14 protein-coding genes are annotated in these 19,401 nt (G+C 47.8%); 3 read left to right on the top strand and 11 right to left on the bottom strand.

Annotation, left to right across the window (positions count from 1 at the left end; genetic code table 11):
• Positions 1-262: 262 nt before the first annotated feature.
• Positions 263-1,327 carry a sulfate/molybdate ABC transporter ATP-binding protein gene (locus EK374_RS17245; RefSeq protein ID WP_127025777.1) on the top strand — a complete coding sequence of 355 codons (1,065 nt, stop codon included), beginning with the start codon at positions 263-265 and terminating at the stop codon, positions 1,325-1,327.
• Positions 1,328-1,347: 20 nt separating this feature from the next.
• Here EK374_RS17245 and EK374_RS17240 read toward each other — a convergent pair whose 3' ends face one another.
• Positions 1,348-2,124, bottom strand: coding sequence for an isocitrate lyase/PEP mutase family protein (locus EK374_RS17240; RefSeq protein WP_127025776.1), 777 nt, complete (start codon positions 2,122-2,124; stop codon positions 1,348-1,350).
• Between the two features lie 268 nt (positions 2,125-2,392).
• Positions 2,393-4,795 carry a TonB-dependent receptor plug domain-containing protein gene (locus EK374_RS17235; RefSeq protein ID WP_206099235.1) on the bottom strand — a complete coding sequence of 801 codons (2,403 nt, stop codon included), beginning with the start codon at positions 4,793-4,795 and terminating at the stop codon, positions 2,393-2,395.
• Positions 4,796-5,282: 487 nt separating this feature from the next.
• On the opposite strand from EK374_RS17235, the gene EK374_RS17230 reads away from it, so the two are divergent.
• Positions 5,283-6,572 (top strand): dicarboxylate/amino acid:cation symporter, encoded by a 1,290-nt coding sequence (locus EK374_RS17230; protein WP_127025775.1) that lies wholly within the window; start codon positions 5,283-5,285, stop codon positions 6,570-6,572.
• Between the two features lie 15 nt (positions 6,573-6,587).
• On the opposite strand, the gene cysW is transcribed toward EK374_RS17230, so the two are convergent.
• From cysW to EK374_RS17190, 8 genes are all read right to left on the bottom strand, one after another.
• Entirely contained in the window at positions 6,588-7,472 is an 885-nt protein-coding gene (gene cysW / locus EK374_RS17225; protein WP_127025774.1) for a sulfate ABC transporter permease subunit CysW, read from the bottom strand.
• The gene (gene cysT, locus EK374_RS17220; protein WP_127025773.1) at positions 7,469-8,311 is read right to left on the bottom strand and encodes a sulfate ABC transporter permease subunit CysT; all 843 of its coding nucleotides are present in this window, start codon (positions 8,309-8,311) and stop codon (positions 7,469-7,471) included. The genes cysW and cysT overlap by 4 nt, the downstream gene beginning before the upstream one ends.
• A 157-nt stretch (positions 8,312-8,468) precedes the next feature.
• Entirely contained in the window at positions 8,469-9,464 is a 996-nt protein-coding gene (locus EK374_RS17215) for a sulfate ABC transporter substrate-binding protein (RefSeq protein ID WP_127025772.1), read from the bottom strand.
• Positions 9,465-9,489: 25 nt separating this feature from the next.
• Entirely contained in the window at positions 9,490-10,761 is a 1,272-nt protein-coding gene (locus EK374_RS17210; protein WP_164731903.1) for a porin, read from the bottom strand.
• 277 nt (positions 10,762-11,038) lie between these two features.
• A complete protein-coding gene (locus tag EK374_RS17205; protein WP_127025770.1) occupies positions 11,039-12,205 on the bottom strand; it encodes a trans-sulfuration enzyme family protein in 1,167 nt (388 codons plus the stop codon).
• 47 nt (positions 12,206-12,252) lie between these two features.
• Positions 12,253-13,314 (bottom strand): isopenicillin N synthase family dioxygenase, encoded by a 1,062-nt coding sequence (locus EK374_RS17200; protein WP_127025769.1) that lies wholly within the window; start codon positions 13,312-13,314, stop codon positions 12,253-12,255.
• 417 nt (positions 13,315-13,731) lie between these two features.
• Entirely contained in the window at positions 13,732-15,162 is a 1,431-nt protein-coding gene (locus EK374_RS17195) for a Na+/H+ antiporter NhaC family protein (RefSeq protein WP_127025768.1), read from the bottom strand.
• A 311-nt stretch (positions 15,163-15,473) separates the two neighbouring features.
• Positions 15,474-15,875, bottom strand: a complete 402-nt coding sequence (locus EK374_RS17190) for a hypothetical protein (protein ID WP_127025767.1) — start codon at positions 15,873-15,875, stop codon at positions 15,474-15,476.
• Positions 15,876-16,148: 273 nt separating this feature from the next.
• On the opposite strand from EK374_RS17190, the gene EK374_RS17185 reads away from it, so the two are divergent.
• On the top strand, positions 16,149-18,461 hold the full coding sequence (locus tag EK374_RS17185) for a winged helix-turn-helix domain-containing protein (RefSeq protein WP_127025766.1): 2,313 nt from the start codon (positions 16,149-16,151) through the stop codon (positions 18,459-18,461).
• Between the two features lie 60 nt (positions 18,462-18,521).
• Here the strand turns inward: EK374_RS17185 and EK374_RS17180 are convergent, their stop codons facing one another.
• A complete protein-coding gene (locus tag EK374_RS17180; RefSeq protein WP_127025765.1) occupies positions 18,522-19,139 on the bottom strand; it encodes a porin family protein in 618 nt (205 codons plus the stop codon).
• Positions 19,140-19,401 lie beyond the last annotated feature (262 nt).

Below are 19,401 nucleotides of genomic sequence, written 5' to 3'. Positions count from 1 at the left end.
TCTTCACGGTTCAGACTGCGTCCCTCAGTGAACCTACCCGTCGTACTTGAAGCTGCTGCTGTGTTGACCATGCTCTATCACCCCAATCACATAGGCCACTATGTTCATGGGGATTCTTTCACTGGTCGCCTTGCTGTAACTCCAATTACTTAGGGAATCAATTTTTCTCCTGCTTCGGCGCACCGGACCACCGGATCTGAAGTGATGTTGAGCCACTAACGCAAAAGCTGTACTGGCTGCAACCTGAAGTCAGAGCGCTGATATGAGCATCCGAATAGAGCAGATCAATAAAAAATTTGGTGACTTTGTTGCCGTCGATAATGTCAGTTTATCCATTCAGACCGGTGAGCTCACCGCCCTACTTGGCCCTTCAGGTTCAGGTAAAACCAGCTTGTTACGTATTATTGCCGGCTTAGAGCAAGCCGACAGTGGCAGCATCCACTTTGATGATCTGGATATCAGCGCGCGCCATGTGTCAGAGCGAGGTGTAGGTTTTGTATTTCAGCACTATGCGCTGTTTAAGCATATGACAGTCTATGAAAACGTGGCTTTTGGTTTAACAGTCAAACCAAAAAAGCAGCGTCCTACCCCAGAGCAAATCCGTAAAAAAGTGCAGCATTTGCTGGAGCTGGTGCAACTGGATTGGACTGCAGACCGCTATCCGTCCCAGCTCTCCGGTGGTCAACGTCAGCGTATTGCTTTAGCCCGGGCTTTGGCGGTTGAGCCTAAAGTACTGCTGCTGGACGAACCTTTTGGTGCTTTGGATGCCAAGGTCAGAGCCGAATTGCGCCGCTGGCTGCGCCGACTGCATGATGAAATTCATGTCACCAGCGTTTTTGTCACTCACGATCAGGAAGAAGCACTGGAAGTGGCCGACAAAATAGTGGTGATGAACAAAGGCCGGATTGAGCAGCAAGGCTCACCTGAGCAAGTGTACGACAACCCGGCCAATCCTTTTGTTTATGAGTTTTTAGGCAATGTGAACTTGTTCCACGCCCGCATTAAACAAGGCAAAGCCGAAATAGGCCAGTTGTCTGTCGCCTCGTCGGAATTTAGCGACGAACAGGAAGAGAGTGGTTTTGCTTATGTACGGCCGCATGAAATTGATCTGTTGCTCAAACCTGCGGACGAAGCGCTGGAAGCCAAAGTCGACCTGATTACCATAGTAGGCCCCAATGTCCGGCTGGAATTGTTAGCCAAAGACAGCCAGCAACTTATTTATGTGGAGCTGGCTCGTGATCGTTTTAAACAACTGGGGTTATCAGTGGGGCAACAAGCCTGGGTGAAGCCCCGTTACACTAAGGTTTTTCTTGGCGAAGGTATTTAGCTGACCATTTCACTGAGGTACTAACTGAATAAGTTATTGAGATCAGAGTAATTTAAAGCGGGATCTGCAAGTGGACTTTGTTGCAAAAAACTTAACACAGCCCCCTGATAAGCCTGATAACTCTGAAGAAATAAAGCAGGCCCTGCACTTAAGCGCTTCACTCCGGCTGCAGTTAAATCCTCAACAGTTGCAGCTTCCGGCCAGCCCATTAAGTTCAGCGGCAAACTGCAATGCTGACTCAATTGTTTCGCCACAGCTAAATCCGTTAATCCAGGCACAAAAGCGCCATCAGCCCCAGCCTCTTGATACAAGGCCAACCGTCTACGGCACTCTGTAACAGCTTCTGACCCTGTAGCCAATTGCGCCAGATAGACATCAGTTCTGGCGTTGATAAACATAGCCCGCTCGTTTAAAAGGCGACGACAAGCGCGGATCTTTGCGCATAAAAGCTCTGGCGTAGCTGTCCCATCCTCAATATTAATACCAGCCACCCCCAGCTCTGCCAACTGCACAACCAATTCTGCAACTTGTGTTGGTTCATCGCTATAGCCTTGTTCTATATCCACAGTCAAAGGCAATTGAATCACTCGCAGGATACGCTTTACTGCGGCCAGCAATTCGGCAACTGGAAGCTGTTGACCATCAACGTATCCCAAAGACCAGGCTAAAGCGGCGCTGGAGGTGCCAAGGGCTTGGGCACCTTGTTGTTGTGCTAAAACCGCACTGGCCGGGTCCCAGATGTTGATAAGCAGTAAAGGGGGTCTTTGGTGGTGAAGTTGGTGAAAGTAGGTGGGCATGATACTAATCCTGTTCAATAAGAAGACCTCATACTAAAGAGCCTTTAGGGTTTTGTCTGGCCAGTTCCGGCACTGGACAGCAGATCTATCCGATCTAGTCGCAACAGGCTTCCGGCCTGCGCCAGAGGCTAAGGCGTGATAACGACGAAATGCCAAACTGTTGGCATTTCGAAAGACCGTTATCACCCCGACAGTTGCGACATACCGTCCTTCCATGGACATAAAAAAGGCAGCCGAAGCTGCCTTGAAGATACTGTTATTCACCTGCTCAGAAGCGATAACTCAGATCTGCGTAATAAGAGCCACCGTTAAAGCCAAAAGGCGCATTGGTATTTGGATAGATAAAGATCCCATTGAAGCTGTTGATCTCCGGTTGTTTATCCGGATAAGTATCAAACAGATTGTTGGCGCCAAAGCCAAAACGCAATTGATCCGTCAGCTCGTAGTGAAAAGTGATATCCACTGTAGTTTTGCCGCTGTAGGTTTTATCTCCTGTGGCATAACCAATAGTGTAAGGACCAAAGTAGTTTAGTCTCAGATTGGTTTGCAGCTGCTTGTAATCCTGTGTCAGGCTCCAGACTGCGCCTTTATTTGGATTGGCTTTGGTTAAACGTACTTGCTCAACCCGATCAAAGAGTTTGCTCTGAAGACCATCCAACAGAGTGGGAACACGGATAGCGTCTATGCTGGTGTCGTTGTATTGCGCGCTGAACGAAGTTTTCCATTCTCCCCACAACCCAGCGTCCCACTGGTAGGCCACTACAGCTTCCAGGCCTTGAGTCGTGGTATCTACAGCATTAGTAAAGAACCGAACTGAGTTTGCTCCTGAATCACCCAAAATAGCAGCTAAAGCAACACTGTCGGCACGGGCAACGCTGCCTGTCAGTATCACGCGGTCGTCCAGCTCAATGCGGTAGCCATCCAACGTGAAGCTGAAGCCGTCATCACCCTGAAAGGTAATGCCGCCACTGAAACTTAACGCCGACTCTGCTTGCAAATCACCCTGGCCAATAGCTCGGGTTACGGCCGATATATTGTTAAAAGTACCGGATTCAGTAGGTGTCAGCACACCTGTTTGCGGATCGGCCACAAAAAGTGTCGACAAGTTAGAGAAATACAGTTGCTGCACACTAGGGGCCCGGAACGCATCGTTTGCTGTGGCACGTACAGCCCATTTCTCAGTCAATTGATAACGGCCAGACAGTTTCCAGCTAGTGTCGCTGCCAAAGTCGGAATAGTCTTCCTGACGTACAGCTGCACCCCAGGTAAAATCGTCTGTCAGGGCGTTTTCAAGTTCCAGATAAAGTGCGGTATTGTGGCGCGATTCGTCTACTTCTGACTCTGGGGTAAAACCACCAAAACCCTGAATACCTCCGGCTTTATTCTGATAACCATAGTTGCGCCATGATACCTCTTCACCAGCATTAATCTGGTAGCTGTTATGGCGGCGGCTTAGCCCTGTGGATACCACCAATTCTGAATCGTTGACAAAGCTGTATCTTTTACTGGCATCAACATTAAAGTTTTGCTCAGCATTCACCAGTTCACCGGCATAAGCGCTGGTTGGGCTGGTGGGGCCAAAAGATGCATTCAGCGAATTATTGACATAGTATTTGAAGCTGCTTTCACCTGTGCCAGCAGAGAGGTCCAGGCGCCAGTCAGCAACGTCAAATCTGACTCCTGTAGTTAAGGAGTAATCACCTGATTCTGGTGCTATTTCCGGTAGATAGCCGTCAGGGTAAATTTCCGGGACGTTACGCGCATCTTTCGCTATACGATAAAAAGCGCCTGAAGCTGATTCTCTGTGACTGGCGCCACCAAAGGCATACCATTCTGTAGTGCCGTGCTCGTAGCCTGCATTAATAAACACAGCTTGTTGTTTAAATGCGGCATCACCCACTTTGTGACTTAGCCGATTAAAACTGGCTTCACGCGGATCCGGAGCGCCGTTAATCGGGTTGTATTGCTCACGTGGATCTAAACCCGCTCTGTTGGTGCCATTTTTGTGCTGTTGCTCCACACTGAAGTTTACAAAGCCAGTATCGGCAAAACGAAAGCCTGAATTCAGCGACGCCTTGTAGTATTCGCCATCGCCTTCGTAGGTTTGACCTGTGCTGGCAGTAATCTCACCCGAGCCCGCCTGATCTTTCAGTACTATGTTAATAACGCCAGCAATAGCATCCGAACCATATTGAGCCGCAGCACCGTCACGCAGTACTTCAATGCGTTTAATGGCTGAAACAGGGATAGTATTCAAATCGACATTTGAACTACCGCGGCCCATAGTACCGTTCAGGTGAACCAAAGCTGTGCCATGGCGTCTTTTACCATTCACTAATACCAGCGTATGGTCTGGTGACAAACCTCTTAAACTGGCTGGTTTTACTGCATCAGAACCGTCTGTAATAGAAGATGTCGGGAAGTTAAAGCTTGGAACCAGCATTTGCAAAGCTTTGGCTGTTTCCAGCGCACCTGTGCCTGCCAGTTGAGCTTCATCAATAATATCGACTGGTGAGCTGGTTTCGGTGGCTGATCGCACGGATAGACGACTGCCAATCACGGAAATTTTCTCTACGTCAGCCTGCGCCTGTTGCGCCAGAGTGCTGCTGCTGTAAGCACCGCTGATCAATACCAAACTGATAGCGGATGCCAGTGGAGTTTTTATCGTCATGCTAAGTCCTTTCATTAATGTACTACATTCGAATCATACCCAATCTTTTATGTAAACATTTCAATAAATTGTGATTGAATATTTCAAATAGATATAAAGGTTTTGTGAATAAAAAAGACCCCGCCGAAAAGTTAGCGGGGCTATATTGGGGTAGTCACTTAAGTCGATAAAGACTGTGGACCACAAGCAACAGGACAAGGAATAGAACGTAGCGGGGGGTGGCACTCCATGTACCCTACGAATTTCGCATCCATTCAACAACTAAGGTGGTTGCTGCACTACCAGGTGAGGTATTGCGGCAACAGCTTTAATCTATTAGATCAAAATGATTGTGTAAATGTAATTTATATTCCAAAAGTGAATATCATATTTAGGCGTTAGCATCAGCCAAAGCCTTGCTCCTTTTGGTTCTTGCTTAGAACAGAACTGAATAGGTCCGAATTGGTCTGGCACTTATACTGGCCAGCTATCTTCTGTGGAATTTGTTATGAAAAACATCAATTTAAAATTTGCACTCTGGCAGCAGGTGTTAGTTGCTATGGCATTGGGTGTCATTGCGGGTTTAGTGTTAGGCACTGATGCGCTGCTATTAAAGCCGTTGGGAACCGCCTATATCAATGCCATTAAGATGTTAGTGATCCCGCTGGTGTTTTTTAGCCTGATTTTAAGTATTACCTCACTGGGACAAGGCAAAGGCTTAGGTCGTATCGCCAGTAAAACAGTGGGGCTATTTTTATTGACCGCTTTGATTGCCAGCCTGATAGGCCTGGGTGTAGGCACAGCTTTTCAATTTGAAGCTGGCCAGAATTTAGTGGCTGCACAAGTGACCGAAAAAGTCATACCTCCTGTCAGTCAGGTACTGGTGGATTTAATACCTGCAAATCCTGTGGCCGCTATGGCGCAGGGACAGGTTTTACCTGTGATGTTGTTTGCCATTTTGTTGGGGCTTGCTCTGCGTAATATAGGCGAAAAGGGCACTGCTATGCTTGCAGTGGTTCGCTCTGGCGCCGATATGATGTTTGAGGTCACCCGTCTGGTGCTGCTGTTTACTCCTGTGGGTATTTTTGGTTTGATAGCCTGGGTGGTTGGCACTTATGGCCTGGAGATGTTGCTGCCGCTGGGTAAGTTTATTTTGGCTATTTATGTTGGCTGTTTGCTGCATATTGGCCTGACCTATGGCGGTTTTGTGCACTTTTTCAGTTCAATGAAAGTAACGGATTACTTCAAAGCTATTTTCCCGGTGCAACTGGTTGCCTTTAGTACCTGCTCCAGTTATGCCTCTTTGCCTGCCAGTTACAAAGCTGTGACTGAAGATCTGAAGGTCTCCAAAGACTATGCGGGTTTTGTGTTGCCTTTAGGTTCAACCATCAATATGGATGGTTGTGGTGGTATTTATCCGGCAATAGCCGCTATTTTTATTGCCAGCTTATACGGCATTGAACTGCAGTTTATTGATTATCTGCTGATTGTTGGTACCGCCACTTTGGCTTCATTAGGCACAGCTGGTGTGCCAGGCACTGCGCTGGTGATGCTGACTGTGACTTTATCTGTGGTGGGTTTACCGCTGGAAGGTATCGCCTTTATCGCCGCCATCGACCGTATTGTCGATATGGCCCGCACTACCACTAATGTCACTGGCGATACCATGGTGGCTTTAGTGGTCGCTGAGCAGGAAGGCTTGCTGACAGGACTTGCTGCTCAAGAGAACCTGAACGATGACGGCGTTTTTGCAAAAGCTCTGGCAGAGACGCCTGTTAGCTGCGAAATCCGCAGCTAACAGGCTGAGTAGAGGTTAGTGCGATCGGCCTTGGGCTAAATCTTTGGCCGCTTTGTATTCCAGCAGGGATTTCAGCAGAAGTGTGACTAAAGCCAATAAAGCTAATAAAGACGATACGGCAAAAGCGGCAGCAAACTGATATTCGTTGTACAAGATTTCAATATGCAAAGGCATGGTATTGGTTTGCTCGCGGATTTTTCCTGACACCACACTGACAGCGCCAAACTCACCCATAGCGCGGGCATTGGCTAAAATCACGCCGTATAACAAGGCCCATTTCACTGAAGGTAAAGTAACCCGGAAAAAGGTTTGCCAGCCGTTGGCACCTAAAGTTAAAGCGGCTTCTTCCTGCTCCCTGCCTTGCTCCTGCATTAATGGAATAAGCTCACGGGCCACAAAAGGAAAGGTGATAAAAATAGTCGCCAGTACTATGCCGGGGACTGCAAACATAATGCGCACATCATGATCCATCAGCCAATCGCCTAAATAACCGCGAGCGCCAAAAATCAGCATCAGGCTTAAACCTACAATCACAGGTGAGACGGCTATTGGCAGATCTATTAGGGTGATCAACAGCTGCCGGCCTTTAAACTGAAACTTGGCGATAGCCCAGCTGGCTGCCAGACCAAAAATCACATTGCAGGGTACAGCAATAGCTGCTGCTATCAGTGTGAGTTTAATCGCATGTAAAGCAGCAGGTTCACTGATGGAAGCCCAATACAGTTCAGCACCACGGGCAAAAGCTTCGCTAAAAACAATGATTAATGGCAGCACTAGGAACAGACTTAAAAACAACAGGGCAATGCAGGTGAGCAGTAGTCTGACCCATGCAGGTTCTGTGGTGGCTTTGCGTAAAGCTGCAGCTGCCGGATGAGGGGAAACGAGTGGGATACTGCTCATGCTTTGGCTCCATGTCTGTTATTGCTCCAGTGTTGAAGCAGGTTAATCAGCAGCAATAAAATAAAGGAAATCAATAACATCACAGAGCCAAGTGCGGCGGCACCGGCATAATCAAACTGTTCTAAGCGGGTCATGATGAGCAGCGGCGTAATTTCAGTTTTCATTGGCATATTGCCGCTGATAAAGACCACAGAACCGTATTCACCGACAGCACGGGCAAATGCCAGCGCAAAACCTGTCAGTAAAGAGGGCAACAGAGCTGGGAATAAAATGCGGCAAAAGGTTTGTAAGCGATTTGCACCTAAACTGGCGGCTGCTTCCTCAATTTCTTTTTCCAAATCCTCTAGTACAGGCTGCACTGTGCGCACTACAAAAGGCAGGCCGATAAAAATCAATGCTAAGGTGACACCTAACGGGCTGTAGGCGGCTTTAATGCCCCAAGCGCTTAAATGCTGGCCAATCCAGCCATTAGGGGCATAAATGGCTGTCAGCGCTATGCCTGCTACTGCTGTGGGTAAAGCAAAGGGTAAATCGACTAAGGCATCAATCACCTTTTTGCCAAAGAAGTTGTAGCGCACTAACACCCAGGCGACGATCAAACCAAACACCAGATTGACAGCTGCAGCAATAAAAGAGGCGCCAAAAGTCAGCTGATAACTGGCGATAGCTCTGTCACTGGCCACTACTTTCCAGAATTCTGCCCAACTTAACGTCAGGCTATGACCCAATAAAGCGGCTAAAGGCAGCAGCACTATTAAGCTTAAATAAAAGGTGGCAAAGCCCAGGGATAAGCCAAAGCCGGGTAATACGGTGGGTTTTAGCCAGGATGATTTGTTCAAGATAAGGAACCTCCTTTGTGGTTATCCCTTTCGCAGATAAAACTGCAGCTGTGCTGGCATTTTGACTCTGGTGCCTTGATTCTGACACCAGGTGGGCAGGGATAAACCCTGCCCCTACAATGCCGCGCTGCAGCTCCAATTATTTTGAGGTCTATGACTAGTTATAAATTTGGTCAAACACGCCGCCATCACCAAAGTGTTCTGGTTGGGCTTTTTGCCAGCCACCAAAGTCGGCAATAGTCACCAGCTTCAGTTGTGGGAACTGTTTGCTGTACTCTGCTGCCACTGCTTTGTCGCGAGGTCTGTAGTAATGTTTGGCCGCCAGTTGTTGGCCTTCTTTGCTATACAGGTACTGCAGGTAGGCAGTAGCTACTTCGGTGGTGCCTTTGGCTTCAGTGTTTTTATCCACTACAGCAACAGAAGGTTCAGCCAGAATAGACAAGGACGGCACTACGATTTCAATCTTGTCTTTGCCTAATTCATTGACTGCCAAAAAGGCTTCGTTTTCCCAGGCCAGTAACACATCCCCTATGCCACGCTGCACAAAAGTGGTGGTTGAACCACGGGCGCCAGAGTCCAGTACAGGTACGTTTTTAAACAGCTTGCCAACGAAGTCTTTGGCTGCATCATCGGAGCCGTATTTTTGTTCGGCATAAGCCCAGGCTGCTAAATAGTTCCAGCGGGCGCCGCCTGAGGTTTTCGGATTCGGAGTGATCACTTCGACCCCTTCTTTTACCAGGTCGTCCCAGTCTTTGATATTTTTCGGATTACCTTTGCGCACCAAAAATACGATGGTGGAGGTGTAAGGCGCGCTGCTGTCGGCTAATCGGCTTTCCCAGTTTTCCGGCAGTAACTTACCAATTTTTGCCAGCGGATCTATATCGCCGGACAAAGCTAAGGTCACTACATCTGCTCTTAAGCCATCAATGACAGAACGTGATTGGCTGCCGGAACCACCGTGTGATTGTTCAATTTTGACGGTATCGCCGGTTTTTTGCTGCCAGTAAGCCGAGAAGGCTTTGTTGTAATCACGGTATAACTCGCGGGTTGGGTCGTACGACACATTGAGTAAGGTAATATCTTTGGCCATTAAGCCTGAACTTAAGGTCAGTACAGTGGCGGCCAGCAGTAATTTATTTTTGATGCTTTGCATAGCGTTTTTCCTTTTAAAATAGGGTTCAGAATCTGAAATCCAGGCCCAGGGCCAAAGTGCTGTCTTTAGGTTTTACTGTGCCGATCAGGCTGTCACCTTCGGTTTCTAACTGGGCGTAGTAGCTGTAAAGCCGTGCTGCGTCACTTAGTTTGTAATCCACACCCAGTGCCAGAGCTGTCAGATCCACATCGCCGTAGCTGCTGTTGGCTGGTGTAGAGGTTGAGCTGCCGTACTGAGCTTTGGCTGTCCATGGGCCTGCAACTTTCCAGGCCGCATTCAGCACATAACCATCCTGCTCAATAAAGGCATTACCTGAAACGCCATCCCATTCGCTGATCGGGTTCAGGCCGTTTTGCGCACCAGAGCTGGATACTGAAGAGCCAACGAAGCTAGAGAAGGGGCCAATACGGTCGCTGTCTTTATGGGCTTCAGCGCTTTGGTAGATAGCGCCTAATTTCACCGGGCCAACAGATACTTCGCCTAACACCCGAATGGCGTCTGTAGTGGCGACATTGTTGTCGATGGCGACACCAACAAACCATTTGGATTTACCGTAAGTTAAAGCGCTGGAATAACCACTGGCTAAATCACTTTCATCCTGTGGATTGTTAGCATTGACTGCTATGCCTGTTTCTTCGCTTTGTACTGCGGCAAAACTGAATTCAAAACCTTCAAGGAAAATAGGTGAGTTGTACTGGATCACGTTATCGGCGCGGTTTTCGCCGACCAGATAGCTGCCGATATCGGCAAGCGCTGCATCGTTAAATCTGTCGATGTCGCCACGCACGACCGTATTGGTTTGCAGAGTTTTCAGTGGTGTATCGTTTTTGCCGATAAGCAGCGTACCCCATTCGCCCTGCAAGCCAGCGTAGATATTACGCTGAGTCAGTTCACGGCCATTGGCGTTGGTGCCGTTGTCGACGTCTATGCCGTATTCCACCAGGTAAACAATTTTCAGCTCGGCTGATACATCTAAATCACCACGAATACCAAAACGCGAGGCATTGCTTTCGACAGAGGTGTTGTCCAGCTCATCAGCCAGGCTGGTTGCGCCTGTATGCAAATAGCTGACCGGACTAGTGGCTGGAGTGGTCTGGGCAAAATTTAACTTTTCGAAATTATACTGCTGAGCACTGAGATTAATTTTGCCGTAAATACTAGGGTAACCGGCTTGGCTGGGTAAGCTGAGCAACAAAGCTGCTGCCAGGCTGGCCAGTTGGAAGCTTTTATAGAAACGGGTTGGGCTGGTTCTGGCTTTGCTGTGTAAACCGTAATATTGAGTGTATTGAACTGACATCATATTCTCCGCAAGTTTTTTAATCACTTCCGGCGTTCCGGTCAGTCTGTTTTTTGTTTTTGTGTTCCTGGATGTTTTTTGTTTTCTACGAAGCGCAAGTGGTGGAGGCTTCGGATCCTGCGACTGTACTTGCTTCAAGCTTTAGCCGTCTGGACGCTTGAGATGAATGTAGAGGATATTTATATTCTTAAAAAGAACGAAATTCGTATTTTATAGTCCTGAAATGAATAAGGGCCAAAGGCTGAGCTTTGACCCTTCACCATCCCAATACCTGCTTTTAGTCGAGCTTGGCCAAAGCTTGTGCTAAGTCGGCTATTAAATCATCCGCATCTTCCACACCTATACTCAGACGCACCAGATTTTCAGTAACACCCGCTTTTTGTCTGTCTTCAGCTGTCATAGCAGCATGGGTGGTGCTGGCCGGGTGACAAGCGAGGCTTTCGACATCACCCAGGCTGACCGCCTGCGCGAATAACTGCAGGTGATTTAAAAATACGGCAGCTTTGGCAAAACCACCTTCGATATCCACAGCCACCATGCCACCAAAACCACTGGCAGTGTCCGCTACAGCCTGATGGCCCGGATGACTGGCATGGCCAGGGTAATAGACTTTGGCCACTTTAGGATGAGCCGCTAAAAAGTCAGCCACTTTACGGGCGTTTTCGATATGAGCATCCATCCGCAGTGTCAGAGTTTTTACGCCACGCTGCAGCAAATAAGCTTCCTGCGGGCCTATAGGTGAACCTATATGTTTCAGTGCCACAGTGCGGATTTTCTGCATCAGTTCGCTGCGTCCTGCCACTATGCCGGCAATAATATCGCCATGGCCAGACAGGTATTTAGTGCCGCTGTGCATCACAATATCAGCACCTATTTCCAGCGGGCGGAATAAATAAGGCGTTAAAAAGGTATTGTCACAAATCACCAAAGCGCCGACTTTACGGGCCGCTTCTACCACTATGCGAGTGTCTATCACTTTTAAGGTCGGGTTGGTGATAGGCTCAAATAACACCACTTTGGTGTTGGGTTTCACCCGTTCGGCAAAGTCTTTATCGCTGCTGTAACGACTTAAGGTGACACCGGCGCGGGTTAAGGTATTACGTAAAAAGGCATCAGTACCGCCGTAGACAGGGTCGATAAAAGCGACTTCATCCCCTGCATTGGTCAGCGCATACATAATGGCGCTGACTGCCGCCATACCACTGGCTACGACTAAAGCTTCGTCTGCTCCTTCAAGGGCTGCCAGTTTTTGCTCTAAGGCGGCGGTCGTAGGGTTGGCAAAACGACTGTAGATATAACCCGGATTCTGACCGGAAAAACGGGCCTGACCTTCTTCAGCTGTACCGTAACTAAAGGTGCTGGTGAAATACACCGGAGTAGCTAAAGCGCCGGTGCTTGGGTCTGGTTGTTGCCCGGCATGAATACTTAAAGTACGGAATTTCATAGTAAACCTTAGTTCTGTTTTTATATTTATCTTTGCTTGTGCTGAGCTTAGACAGCTTTGGCTAACTCTGCATAATGAGCTGCAGCTACATCACGGTGCGAACGTAAACGTCCTTTTAGCACATTCTGGCCGACCTGATAAAACAATGGGTTAGAAGGATCGCTGGCCGGACCTTTGGCTTCGTCAGCTAAATGAGACGGCAACTGCAATAAAGGCACAGTAGCGTCCAGTTGAGCTGCCATAAAAAAGGCACAAGAGTAACGCTCTACACCAGAATTTGGGCTGACGACACGGTGCAAGGTAGCCTTTAAGTAGCCGTTGGACGCCAGTTCCAGCAGCTCACCAATATTGACCACAAAAGCGCCCGGCAGCGGAGCGACAGAAACCCAACCTTGTTCGGTTTCCACTTCTAAACCGGATTGATCATCCTGCACCACTAAGGTCAGGTAGCCCGGATCTTTATGAGCGCCCACACCTTGTTTGCTGTTTGACGCTTTTGCATCCACACCAGGGTAGCGGATCAGTTTCATATGCTGGTAAGGGCCAGCCTTGATGGTGGCATCTAAAGCATCAGCAGGTTGTTGTAACGCCAGCATTAAAGCGCGCATCAGTTTAACCGTGATATCAGACAGCGATTGTTGCCAGTTCAGCAGTTCAGTTTTCATCTGTGGTAAAGCCGTTGGCCATTGGTTTGGACCTATTAAACCTTGCCAGGCCGGACTGATATCGGTCTGGGCTGGTATAACGTCTTCCCGCATCAGGTCAAACTGTTCGCGGATATCCGGTTGACCACGGGTGAGTTCACCACCTAAGCCTGTGTAACCACGAAAGTGAGGGGAGTGGATCATCTGCACTTGTTGTTTATCGGCCAGCGGCAGCGCAAAAAACTGTTTGGCCAGGGCTAAAATCTGTTGTTGTTTCTGTTCGGTTTGACCATGACCTGTCAGGTAAAAGAAACCGACATCACGGGCTGCAACACGTAATTGTTGAATAAAAGATTGTTGCTCAACGGCTGTGCCATCCATCAGGCTCAGATCCAGCACAGGCAAAGCACTGCTGGCCTCTGATGTGGTGTTGCCGGATAAAAACTCTTGTGTTGAATGAAGCATAAAAACCTCGTTGTGCTAAAGGTTCTGCATCACAGAGCACTGGCCCTGGCAGAAAGTGAGCGCATTCTAGGCCTGAGTAGAAAGTAAAATAACTAATGGATTGGTCTTGTATAGATGAATTAGAAATAACCGGATGTCTGGATAGTTAGCGGTCTTCAAGCATAAAAGTCTTAGTATCTAAAACTTTATGGAATAAAGGAATGGCCACTTATGCTTTTCAAGCCAGTCCTTCGCTAACTCGCTTATTTCTAACACTATTTCGTAAAAAATGGATAGGATGTATGAATCTGTGCGTTTTTGTAGATTAACGGCCTGAGCTTTTCTATATCGCCAAAAGTTATAACCAAGATAAATTTGGCCTGTAGCTGAAATGAAAAAGGCACCTTGCGGTGCCTTTTGTTATGCAACTTTGAAGATTTAAGCGATCAGGATAAAACCAATAAATGCCAGAGTGGCTGCTATTAAAGCATAAGGCAACTGAGTCACAGCATGCGACACCAGGTTACAACCCGAGCCCTGAGCTGCTAATACAGTTGAGTCACTGTAGAAACAGGCCTGGCTGCCAAAAGAACTGGCCGATAACAGCGCACCAATGACCAGTGGGATATCAGCTTCTACCGCATAAGCCAAAGGCATCACAATAGGAATTGAAACGGCAAAAATACCCCAGGACGAACCTGTAGCAAACGAAAGCACAGCCATAGCTAAAAATACGATAGCGGGCAGCATTTGTGCCGTCATATAAGGCGTCAGGTTTTCAATCACATACTGAGGCAGCAATAACTTGTCGCAGACATCTTTAAACACAAAAGCGGCGATTACAGTACAGATGGCGGGTAGCATGGTTTTAAAACCATTCATCATTACTTCCATCATCTCGCCTAATGGCATCAGACGCTGGTAACTATAAAAAGCGATAGTCAGCACTAAAGTCACTAACAGACCTTTGAGTACATCAATATCAAAGTAGATGGTAAAACCGATCAGCATCAGCATAGGCACTATAAAGTTACGCAGCTTGCCTTGTTTATTGCTGCCTTCAAATTCTTGTTCCATCGAATGCACAGCATACTGATCACCAGCAGGAACAGTCTGGCCCTGCACATGGTGATGACTGGCACTGGCTTCAACACCCACATCAGGCAATACATCCAGAGGTGTACCATTTTGCGCCGCCAGTTCAGCTTTTTTCATCGGGCCTATGGCAGGCATAATTTTTAACGTAACTAACAGCACCATCAATACGGCCAGCCATGGATACAGCATATAAGGAATGGCTTGCATATAAACATCCACACCTTGCCCGGCTTCAGCGACTTTATTGTTTTCCAGCAAACCGCCAAAGAAGATAGCCCAGGTAGAAATAGGAATAATGACGCAAATAGGTGCAGCGGTAGAATCCACTATATAAGCCAGCATTTGACGGGAAATTTTGTATTTATCTGTCACCCGTTTCATCGCTTCACCCACGCTTAACGCGTTCAGATAGTCGTCGATAAAAATAATGCAGCCTAAAACAAAGGTCATAAACATAGAGGAGCGCGGGCCTGTTGCCAGCTTAGAAGCCGAACGGCCAAACGCAACCGCGCCTCCTGTATGGATCAACAAACCAATTAAGGATCCAAAACCACCACAAACCAGAATTAACCAGCCAATGGTTTCATCCTGCATCACGCTGGTTGAGATCTCAGCAAAGGTATTTAGCAACTCAAAAGGTTGAGTTGGAAACAGCATCAACAAACCTGCAACTGCGCCCACAACCAGCGACAAAATCGGCCGCTTCAGCCAGATGGCAACAGCCATCACAACAACTGGTGGGATCAAACTAATGGCACTTGGTGAATCCATTTAAGGGTTCCTTCACAAAGCCTGGCAACGCCAGAAAAATAAAAGCCAACCGCTGCGTCAATTGCATACGGAGTGTTTGGGGTTTTAGCTGCCAGAGCCCGGGACTGAATCGCACTGCTTATAGTGCAGGTTTGCCAGATCAGGGTAAACAACAGAATGAATTTACACGGGTTAAATTCAGGCGCGCAATAATAACAAAAAAAATACTTTCTACAACTTTTGAGTGGGTTCGAATAGCCGTGAAAATGCAGACATTGGAGGGAAATAGTTGGAAAAAATCACTGCCGCTGGTTGCGGCAGTGATTAAAGAATTACTTAGCGTTGGTGATCAGTTCTAACTTATCTAACATATCGCCATTGAAGCTTAATTGCACAGACTTTTGTGCTGCTTCCTGAGTTTTTACTAACTCAGTTAAAGTTGGGTAGCTGGCAGATAAAGCGGTCACGTCGTATAACCACAGAGTTTTACCGTCTTTTTCTGTTTTGCTGACTGGTTCACCCAGTTTCTCAGCAATAGCAGCCTGAGTAGATTTACCCTCAGTTAAACCTAAAGCTGTGCGCACTGAAGTATTTAAAGCCGCGGTTTTAGCGCTGTCTTTGGTTTCTTTCAGCATGCTGCCTGCGCCGTCTTTGACTGCATTTAACCAATCAGCCTGAGCTGGAACTGCAGTCACTACTAAGGCAACGAATAAGGCGCTTAACTTTAATTTCATCTTGTCTCTTCCATTTGAGAATTTTCAGGGAACCGCTCAACCTTGACGGACTAAGTGGCGGCAGAATGGTATAGCAGATCACGCTTTAAGCCAAACTTTTCAACTGAATTTTATTCACGAAAGTTTTACAGCTTGCAGACAGATCTGAAACAGCTTTCTGTTGTTATCAAATTTGCTCTGATGTCAGGGAACAGCTCTGGCATTCAATTTACATTTGCTGCATATTTGCAACCCACAAGAACTGACGTCAGTTCCCAAAAGGATGGATTACCTATGGTGTTGTTAGGTCCCTGGACCATTGATGTTGCCAGGTTTGCAATAGTCGATATCGACCTCAATCAGGAGATTGAGCTGGAGCCTCTGTTGTTTCGTTTGTTGCAGCATTTTTTAGCGCACCCTCAGCGGGTGATCGTCAGACAAGAATTAGCTGATCAGGTCTGGCAGCAGGCCTATGTCGACGATAACGCCATCAACAGAGCTATTTCGGATTTGCGAAAGGCACTACAGCATCCATTGCTTGATGTCTCTGTGTTAAAAACACATCACCGCAAGGGGTATAGCCTGCAGTGGAGTCAGGTTCTGCAGCAGCAGTTTATACTCCGACAACAGAGTGTGAACACTACGGCTGGCGTGTCTGCTTTATCCGGGACTGCAGCCCCTGATAAAGAGCTGGAACTAACCACTCAACCGTTGCCCGGCCAATCCAATGAACTCCAGTCTGTTACTGCGAAAGCTCCGGAGTTGGCTACAGCCTCAATCCAGCCCTTAGCCTTTTGGTTGCGATGGCCCCTGCTACTGTTGATTCTGTGTGCTTTGGCAATGAGTGCTTATCTATTGCTGCCCGCAGAACCTGATTCTGTGGAGCAAGAGCTAGCTGCTGTGCCCGCCAGCTCAGCCCCGCTTTCAGACTGGCCAAAGCCGCAGCAAATAACTTGGGCGCAAGGGATGGCGTCGACACCTTTACTCAGTGCAGATAAAACTTTACTGGCCTATTCTCAGTTTAATTCACCCCAGCAAGCCAGGGTTATAGTGCAGTTGTATAGTAAAAAAACGAACCCTCAAGCGCAAAATACCAGTGAAGAAGCTGTCAGTCTGGAATTGGCTGAACATCACTTGCAAGTACAAAACTGGCAACCCGGTCGGCCAGTGTTGCTGGTACTGGCCCAGCATATGCAGACGGGCCAGTGCAGCTACAGATTGTATGATTTCAGTGCTTACCCGGCGTATCAACAACAGCAACTGGATGCAAGATGTAGTCCGGGTTCTAAAGTGCGGGCTTTACTGGCAGGTGATGGCCGAATGCTGTATCGCCCTGAGCTGGAATCGCAGCAAAACTCAGTGCACCTGATCCAGGAAGAACTGGCAACAGGCCAGCGTCAGGTGCTGGTCAATAGTCGCGGTACCGCCATGGGTTTACTGGATTTTACTCTGTCACCAGGTGGCCATCAGTTAGCTTATGTCCGGTTGGATAATAGTAAGGCTGGGTTGATTTACCTCTATGATCTGCGAACCCATGAACAGCGGAAACTGGCTAGCTTTGAGCAAACAGGCATGGTATTGCAGCTGGCTTTTAACCCGGCAGGGGATTATCTGTATGGGCTTAATGGACTGGAATTAGTGCGGGTTCGGCTATCGGACTTTCAGGTACAAAAACAGAAGTTACCTGTAGGTTTTGAAGCGGGTGAGTTGAATTTACTGGACGAGCACAGTGCTGTAGTGTCAGAAGTCAGCGCCAGACTAGCTGGACGCAGTGGCTCTATGCAGGTGGTGCAGCTGGATCATCTGTTTGATGAGCAGCAGCGCAAGCTCAGTTGGTTTTGGCAAGGCCAGGGCTCAGTCGCCGCCGTTACGCCGAATCCGGTGCAGCCTGATAGTTTTGCTTTTGCAGTGTTACAAGGCCTGGGCTGGCAAATCTGGTTGCGTGAAGCGGGTCAAGACAGGCAATTGACAGAGCTTGCACCTTCCAACGAACCTATCAACCATATCAGCTGGTCCCCAGACGGAACGCAATTGGCCTTCAGCCAGAAAAAAGTACTCTGGCTGTACCAGCTAAAGCAACAGCGATTGACTCAACTTTTACCGCAGGCTGAATTTTTATTTCCGGTGTTTGACCCCAGTGGCGACAGTCTGGTGGTGCAACGGGATTTGAATAAACAGCAGCAAATCTGGCGGGTGCAATTGCCTTCTGGCCAGTTGCAGCGCCTGGGCTTAAACCAGGGCTCAGTGCCGCAGTTTGACCTGGGCCAGCTGTATTATTATCGCGGCAACCAGTTAATGCATTATGTCGATGGTGGCAAAGGCGATCAGGTGCTGAGCAGAGATGCTGGCAGTCTATTAAGCAGCTACAGACTGAGTCAGGGCTGGGTCTATTATTATGTGCATGATAAATCGGAGTTTCGCCGTTTTCCGCTGCACCAACCTGATGCTGTGGAAAAAGTCACGTTGCAGCAGCTGCAATTGCAGGGTAAAGGCATGCCCATGACTTTTACCATGCAGCCCAGCGCGCCGCAGCAACTTTTCGTCAATATGATGATCTATCCTCAGCTACATTTATACCTGCTGCGCTGGCCTGCTTTTGCGGATTAGCGCGGCTTAGCTCGGTATTAAGTTTTCGATACCGAGCTAAGATGGGCTCTGAAGCTCAACTCAGAACAACGGCACACGAAGGCCCAGACCAAAGTGATGTTGGTCTTCCTGGCGCTGATAATTGGTATACAGACTGATCCGACTGCTTAATTGATAGTTCAGTTGTACTTCGTAGTACCAGCCACGGCGTGAAAACTCGGCCTGAGCGTTGTCATACTGATAGCCCAGGTTGGATATCAGCGAAAAGTCTTGTGCTGGTGTCCATTCTGATTTATAGCCAAAGGCATAAAACTGATGCGACTGTGCAAAAACGCCCTGATACTTTTCCTCACCCACTCTGAGCTCCAGACCTCCAAGATAATCACATTGGCAAAGTTCTAACTTAGCAAACTGATAATGCGCAGCCAGTTGCAGTCGGCGGTATTCTTGTTGCTGGTTATTGCTTTTGGCTTCAGCATGTTTTGACATCAACGCAAATTGCCAGGACGATGAATACTGAGTCTGGGCCTGCACAGCATAGCCATTTAAATCCCGGACTAAGTTGTCATCTGTCATTCGAAAAGCGCCAAAGTCCAGTCTGCTGTGATGAAATCCGCTTTGACTATCCTCTGCGGCCAAAGCAGGAGTTGTCACAGCAAAAGCCAATGTGGTGGCTATAACTAAAGGGAGTAAACGCATGATATTTTCCTTTTTTTAAATGTAAAGTGCTCGCAGTTGGGCTGCGTCTAAGTGTTGGAATGCACTTTAAAGAGCGTCCTGCAAAAAGTCTCTTATCAGCATCTGAGGAAGTTATAATCTAAGGATTTAATGATTAAGTTGTTGATACTAATGAGTTATGTGAATTCTTATTTAGTTGTGAGCTTAAGGTTTTTCCAAAGGGTTGGGCTAAGATGGCGAACAAAAGCCAATAAAAAAGGCGACTGTGAAGTCGCCTTTTAAA

The sequence above is a fragment of the Rheinheimera mangrovi genome, from assembly GCF_003990335.1.
In the GTDB taxonomy this organism is placed as follows: Bacteria; Pseudomonadota; Gammaproteobacteria; order Enterobacterales; family Alteromonadaceae; genus Pararheinheimera; species Pararheinheimera mangrovi.
This window is presented reverse-complemented; position numbering and strand designations above follow the sequence as displayed.

What these genes read in the sequence shown, in the direction of transcription:
- EK374_RS17245 (WP_127025777.1), top strand. Translation starts at nt 263, where the DNA reads ATGAGCATCCGAATAGAGCAGATCAATAAAAAATTTGGTGACTTTGTT.
- EK374_RS17240 (WP_127025776.1), bottom strand. Translation starts at nt 2,124, where the DNA reads ATGCCCACCTACTTTCACCAACTTCACCACCAAAGACCCCCTTTACTG.
- EK374_RS17235 (WP_206099235.1), bottom strand. Translation starts at nt 4,795, where the DNA reads ATGACGATAAAAACTCCACTGGCATCCGCTATCAGTTTGGTATTGATC.
- EK374_RS17230 (WP_127025775.1), top strand. Translation starts at nt 5,283, where the DNA reads ATGAAAAACATCAATTTAAAATTTGCACTCTGGCAGCAGGTGTTAGTT.
- cysW (WP_127025774.1), bottom strand. Translation starts at nt 7,472, where the DNA reads ATGAGCAGTATCCCACTCGTTTCCCCTCATCCGGCAGCTGCAGCTTTA.
- EK374_RS17215 (WP_127025772.1), bottom strand. Translation starts at nt 9,464, where the DNA reads ATGCAAAGCATCAAAAATAAATTACTGCTGGCCGCCACTGTACTGACC.
- EK374_RS17210 (WP_164731903.1), bottom strand. Translation starts at nt 10,761, where the DNA reads ATGTCAGTTCAATACACTCAATATTACGGTTTACACAGCAAAGCCAGA.
- EK374_RS17205 (WP_127025770.1), bottom strand. Translation starts at nt 12,205, where the DNA reads ATGAAATTCCGTACTTTAAGTATTCATGCCGGGCAACAACCAGACCCA.
- EK374_RS17200 (WP_127025769.1), bottom strand. Translation starts at nt 13,314, where the DNA reads ATGCTTCATTCAACACAAGAGTTTTTATCCGGCAACACCACATCAGAG.
- EK374_RS17195 (WP_127025768.1), bottom strand. Translation starts at nt 15,162, where the DNA reads ATGGATTCACCAAGTGCCATTAGTTTGATCCCACCAGTTGTTGTGATG.
- EK374_RS17190 (WP_127025767.1), bottom strand. Translation starts at nt 15,875, where the DNA reads ATGAAATTAAAGTTAAGCGCCTTATTCGTTGCCTTAGTAGTGACTGCA.
- EK374_RS17185 (WP_127025766.1), top strand. Translation starts at nt 16,149, where the DNA reads ATGGTGTTGTTAGGTCCCTGGACCATTGATGTTGCCAGGTTTGCAATA.
- EK374_RS17180 (WP_127025765.1), bottom strand. Translation starts at nt 19,139, where the DNA reads ATGCGTTTACTCCCTTTAGTTATAGCCACCACATTGGCTTTTGCTGTG.